Origin of the sequence: Vibrio neptunius (assembly GCF_000967495.1) — a bacterium.
In the GTDB taxonomy this organism is placed as follows: Bacteria; Pseudomonadota; Gammaproteobacteria; order Enterobacterales; family Vibrionaceae; genus Vibrio; species Vibrio neptunius.
Genome location: NZ_JXXU01000154.1, coordinates 1 through 6,101, shown reverse-complemented (window position 1 = coordinate 6,101; position 6,101 = coordinate 1). Strand labels below are relative to the sequence as shown.

Annotated in this window: 6 protein-coding genes; 2 read left to right on the top strand and 4 right to left on the bottom strand. The window is 39.5% G+C overall.

The genetic code is table 11. The features are described 5' to 3' along the window. Positions 1-387: 387 nt before the first annotated feature. Entirely contained in the window at positions 388-585 is a 198-nt protein-coding gene (locus TW84_RS25160) for a hypothetical protein (RefSeq protein WP_240478224.1), read from the bottom strand. Positions 586-1,296: 711 nt separating this feature from the next. On the opposite strand from TW84_RS25160, the gene TW84_RS23585 reads away from it, so the two are divergent. Beyond that, positions 1,297-3,390 carry a TonB-dependent siderophore receptor gene (locus TW84_RS23585; protein WP_045978038.1) on the top strand — a complete coding sequence of 698 codons (2,094 nt, stop codon included), beginning with the start codon at positions 1,297-1,299 and terminating at the stop codon, positions 3,388-3,390. A gap of 251 nt (positions 3,391-3,641) precedes the next feature. Next, a complete protein-coding gene (locus TW84_RS23580; protein ID WP_045978037.1) occupies positions 3,642-4,043 on the top strand; it encodes a YkgJ family cysteine cluster protein in 402 nt (133 codons plus the stop codon). Positions 4,044-4,130: 87 nt separating this feature from the next. Here TW84_RS23580 and TW84_RS23820 read toward each other — a convergent pair whose 3' ends face one another. From TW84_RS23820 to TW84_RS23565, 3 genes are all read right to left on the bottom strand, one after another. Next, on the bottom strand, positions 4,131-4,592 hold the full coding sequence (locus TW84_RS23820) for a hypothetical protein (protein WP_052707968.1): 462 nt from the start codon (positions 4,590-4,592) through the stop codon (positions 4,131-4,133). A gap of 106 nt (positions 4,593-4,698) precedes the next feature. Further along, positions 4,699-5,127, bottom strand: coding sequence for a hypothetical protein (locus tag TW84_RS23570; protein WP_045978036.1), 429 nt, complete (start codon positions 5,125-5,127; stop codon positions 4,699-4,701). A gap of 125 nt (positions 5,128-5,252) precedes the next feature. Further along, a complete protein-coding gene (locus TW84_RS23565) occupies positions 5,253-5,933 on the bottom strand; it encodes a hypothetical protein (protein ID WP_045978035.1) in 681 nt (226 codons plus the stop codon). Positions 5,934-6,101 lie beyond the last annotated feature (168 nt).

Sequence of the window (6,101 nt, the reverse complement as noted above, 5' to 3'; positions counted from 1 at the left end):
CAAATAGAGTTGAGAACCTTCAGAACATGATCATCTGTGAGCTTTGGCATGGTAACCTCCAACAGGAAAACATTTCCATCACCACACAGAGACCCCATAACAAAGGGTGGTGAACTGAACAAAGTAGTCGCTAGAAACAATTCATTCTATGATTCAGCCTATGCACTAACATATATTTCTGATGACTACGTAGTAGGCAAAATGAAATGTTCAGGTCCCAATGGCATGGAGCAAAATGAGGTAGTGTCATTTACGGCGACACGTCAATAATATTAGTTAACAATAACCTAGACGAACTATGAGACTGTTGCGACCTAAAATACAGTGTTTATAAACTGTCCAAGAAGAGAGTGTCCTGAATTCTGTGTAACTGTCTAGACTTAAGCCTTAAAGGCTAAGGATGGACAATATGGATAAGAAAGCACTCGAAGCTTTTGCTCGTGAAGCAGCAAAGTGGGGTCTACTGCCATCAAACTTCGCGTTCATAATTTGATCAATCGGGTACTCTGGTGTTTCGTGGGCGACAGGTGCAATGTTATTTAACCAAGTGAGGCTTTTTTCATCAGACACGTGGTATAAAGTCATCTCCCCCATTTTGAACAATTAGGTCACTGCCATTTGTACGTGGGTGCTGTTTGCTGATGAACATACCACTGAGAACCATGGTAACCTAGAAGTCAACTCTGGAAACATATTTGATAGACACATCATCAAAGCTCATCTTCTCAAAGTTGGTATTAAACTCCATATAACCTCCTACTAGCTAACACCTTGCTAACGCTATACCGCCCAACTTAAAATGTGTGCCCTAAACACCGAAGTCGATTTGAATAAAAAGCGGCCAACCCAGCGAGCCATTACAAACTGCCCATCAATATGAATAGGAACTTTAGGTGGCGTTTTTTACTGTCTCCGATTCCTGCACTTGTTTAGTTTACCTCTAAACCATACGACATTAGTAACGCGTGCCTTTCCGATTGAGTTGTCGTTGTGTCTTTTTGAACAATTTTACACCAACCATAGAGCTGTGATTCAAGCACAGAAAAATATAGGCGAATGTAAAAAATGTAAATTCAATGCAAATGTAAATCATTGTCATTTACCTTGCGGGGGAATAAACGACTCGTTAGACATCATCAAAGAATGAGCGCGGTTCAGATCACGGATAGTTTGCTTCTTCCATCGCTTAAACAACGACAGGGCTACGGAAGCCAATACGGTCAGTCTTTGGCATTAGCGAAACTGGTTACGCGACAAAAAATCTAACGACGATAATCAATAGGAGTTAAAACTAGAGTGTTTTTCAAAACAAAGGTATCGCTACTAATCAGTGCCGTATTAGCGAATCAAGCATTTGCACAAAGTCATACGAAAGAAGAATCAGTGGCGCAAACTGAGACTATGACCATTATGGGTAGCGAGTTTACTCATTATAAGAATGATACTAACAACACCGCCATGCGTATGGAGATGACTCAATTAGAAACGCCGGGGCAAGTTACGATCATCGATAGTTCAATGTTCGAAGAGCAAGGGGCGAGTAGTCTTGGAGAAGTTTTAGAGTATGAGTCAAGTGTAACAACAGGAAGTACCAAAGGGCACAACATTGAGTACTTTACCATGCGTGGTTTTGATGTTGGCAGTGGTAGCGGGATCATGAGAGATGGTCATCAACTCTGGTCGTATTACCCACAACCGACCGAGCTACTAGAACGAGTCGAGGTGTTAAAAGGTCCATCAAGTTTACTTTATGGTCAATCAGAGCCTGGTGGTCTCATTAATATGGTGACAAAAAAACCAACCTCTGAGACACAACTCATTTTGCGCCAAGACATTGGCTCTAACGATCAATCTAAAACGATGATCGATGTTAGTGGCTCACTTAACGAAGACCAATCTTTGCGCGCGAGAACTATCCTAGTAAAGGATAGCTACAGCTCTTGGCGCGAATATGCAGATGGCAGCAACCCTCAAACCGAACGCATGATCGGCGCACTAATGGTTGATTATGACATCAATGAAAAAGCGATGTTATCTCTGCATTATGACTATTTTGATTATGAAGGTGGAGTAGATACTGGCTCTTACATTGTCGATGGTAAGCCAGTTGCGGGTAGCCAGTATATTTGGGACGCTGACTGGGCGAATACTGATATTAAAGTTCAAAACTACGGTTTTGACCTGCTCCTATCACCAAGCTATGACACTAACATAAAGACGGGTTACAACGCCCAAAGATATGAACGTGATTATCGTTACACCTGGACTAACTTTAGCAACTATGAGGAAAATGGGACTGTCACTCTGACCCCCGGCAAACAATATGACGAGTGGAACCATGATACTGCTTATGTTGATCTCACCCATAACTTCGATTTAGCTGGAACTGAGAATACGCTGTTAATTGGCGCGAACTACTTGAGGTATTCTTTCGATCGTATCAGTCATAAAGGCGATGCAGTCAGTGCAAGTGTTGGAGAGTCGATCAACTTCCCTGTATCGTTGAATACCAGCATAAGAGCATCTTCTTATGATCTTTGGGGTACTTACCTCCAAAACTTCACAAAATTTAATGATAAATGGCATCTGCTAGTGGGTATTCGTTATGACGAAAAACATGATGATATAACTGAAAGCCAAGTCTCACCAAAAGCAGGGATTATTTATCACCCTTCAGACAATAGCTCTATTTATGTCCAGTACTCAGAAAGTTTCGTTCCTCAAGGTGAAGTGGGCACATCTTATGTAAACGAAGGTGAAAAGCTCGACGCTGAATTAGGTAAATCTTATGAGGTCGGCACCAAGTGGGAGCTATTTGATCGTCGCTTATTCTTGACTGGAGCTTTGTTTGAGACAACTTTATCGAACATTCAACTAAGCGTTGAAAACCCATCGAATGCAGATGAAGATATTTTGACTCAAGATGGCGAACAAGTTCATCGAGGTGCTGAGTTCGCAGCACAGGGTCTTATTAGTAGTCAGTTAAGTCTTTCAGGATCTGCGACGTATCTTGATGCTGAGATAACAAATAGCGCTTCTTACAAGGGTAATGTACCAGCGAATACACCTAAGTTTTCAGCGTCAATATGGTCCAATTACAAACTTAGAGATGATACCAATCTAAATCTAGGCGTTGTCCATGTCGGAAGCCGCTACGGTGACTCAGGTAACACTTTCAAGAAAGATGCATATACGCGTATTGATACCGGTATTTCTTACACTCAGAAGTACAATGACCTCAACATCGTAGCTCGCTTCAATATTGAAAATCTATTTGATACTGATTATCTAGATGGAGGCGGCAATACAAGAAGCACTCAATTAGGTGCTGAAGATGTTGATATTGGTGAGGGTCGAAATTATATGGCTAGCATTCAATTTGAGTATTAATTAGCCAACTATCAGTTTAAGCCATCGTGTCCAAAACCCTTTTTCAATAGGTGTGCTGTTCGCGATGGCTTTTTTGATTTTAGTCTCAACGGATTGAAGGATTATTAACGTTTAACACGATTGCACTTAGTCTCATAAAGGTTGTGTTAGTGACAACAGAAAGATAAAGACAACGAGAATAATGAGAGAAACGAGCTTATTTCACCATTGATGATAAACTCAATCTATAGCCCCAATGAAAAGTAAACACCATGAAAGACTGCAACCAGTGCGGAAAATGCTGTATTAAGTATGGCGATGGTGATTTGGCAGCCACGCAGGAAGAGATAGACCTGTGGGAACTGTTTAACCCTGATATTTTTGAATATGTCAAAGATGGGCAAATTTGGTTTGATCCAAAAACCAGAGAGCCATTAAACCGCTGTCCATTTTTGCAGCTAGTACCTAAATCCAAACCAGAAGAAAAAGATAAATACACTTGCCGTATTTACTTCGACCGACCAGAAGATTGCCGTCACTACCCTAGCCTGATCAACGAAATGGTTCGGGATGAGTGTGAAATGATAGAAATCAAAGACTTAGAAAACCCTAGCAAAGCTCAGAAAGATCTCGATAAACTGATGAGTTCAAGCCGACCTCCCAGCTCTTGCTAGGTTGATTTAGGTAACACAAATTCACACAAATTCAGCACACAAATTCAGGACACACACCAAAAGAACCTATCGTCTTTTATACAATTTCTATTTTACTCGCACCTTTCCAAGCTCGTTTAGGTGACTATAGCGATATTTAGGATAATAAACCCAGTACAAATGTGGGTGTTCTGAATCTTGAGCAACTTCTAATTCAAGTTGACCTAAATGAGTGTCGATGAGTAGTACACTTCTTTCTAACGGCTTAGTTCTATGAGTAGTAATGTATTGCTTATTTCTTAATGCACGAAGAAACATTGCAGTATTAAAATTTTCTTGAGACTCGACAATGACACTATCTGCCGTAATTAATTCCGAAACTTCCTTCTTTATAAAATAATCAAGTAAGAAAATCGACATAAAGCTTGCTACCGAGATACAAAAAAGAGCAATAACAACCTTACCTCTTTTTTCCCACCTCTTAAATGGTATGGTAGCGAATGCCATAATGACACATGACGCTATCACCCAGAATACCGCTAATGCCCATATATCATATATTTCTGTCATAGTAATCCTGCTCGTAAAAAACCCGCATAAAATACGAATAAGGCTTGGCTAAAACTAACGAAGAATGTGCACCAGCCATGCGTTGGGCGTCATTTTGGGGCATATACTATTTATCTTTCTTTTTACAGTTTAGGACTGTAACAGAAGTACATTTAACCTCACACTCAAACGATTCCCTATTTGTGGATGAATCCATTTTTACAGTAAGTAAACCAGAATCATCTATCTGAGAAATGTGAAAGAAGCACAAACAGTTGTCATAAGTGAAATCTTTCAGAGATGCTTTAAGAACACCTAATAGCTCAAATTCTAAGTGTATGTAATACAGTAACTCATAAGAAGTTCCATTTCTCTCGCGGACAGGTAAATCAAGTACAACCATTAGACTTGGTTGAGTGATGCCACCATCATTGCAATTACCTGAGTGAAATGCCATCTTCTTAACATAAGCACCGTGAAAACTTGGTAACTCATCGAACTGTTCTTTTACTATCTTGGAGTTATCAATAAACTTCCATGCAGGATCGAATTCCATACTAGTCTCGAGAAATATCAGGACAAATTCAGAGGACAAATTCAGGACACACACCAAATGAACCACACACCAAAAGAACCAAGCCTTTCTAGTGAGGCATTCGTACTATGTGTGTAATGCATATGCTAATTTTCAATTGCCTCAAAAGTTAGACTTTTGATTTGAGCGATGATTTTATTATCAATGTCTTTCGCTGTACGATGCATGTTCTCAATAGCACTCTTTGCTTTTTTTCTTTGATATGACTCTGCCTCAGAGGCTTTTGGATCTGATTTTTTTTCGCGAAAAAGATATACAGATAAAATCTTTAGGTAGTTAATGAAAATATCTTCGTTCTCCTGAATATTATCAAATTCCTCATCCAAAGAATCAATGTAAGCCGTCGCTAGAACTTTGGATTTAGTTAAGTTTTTTCGTATAGGTGTATAATTCTTAATTAGTGTTCCTATAAAGTTACCCAGTTCTTTTTTGGGTTCAGTTGAAGTCAATATTAGCTCTAGCGTCGAGTCCATGTATTGCTGAGTGTCGTAAATGTATGAATGAAGCAGTTCATGGATCTCTTCAAGTTTTGCGACCTTCTCTTTTTTCTCACTTAAATAGAGTTCACCCCTGAGTTTTTTTTCATTTTCTTTCGCTTGCTCTGCCAATTGGATTCTGAGGTTTTGAGTTATAAGACTTGTGTTTTTGAGCATCGCGGTAAATGCAATAATTGCTGCGGTAACTGTGGCCAATGGGGCCCAAGCTTCTTTGGGGAGAGAGCCTAGAAATACCTTTACATACTCTAAAACTAACGTCATGTATTCCATATTCTTGCATCCTTTTTCTCCAAACCACCCCACTGATGACTTGTAAGCTCTTGTATTCTATAATTTCTTTAATAATTCAACAAGTCTCACACTTTGAGTTATTGCTCATTATACAAGTTACTTTATTTTAAACTGCAAACACTTATTATTGGCCAACATATAAGGCAT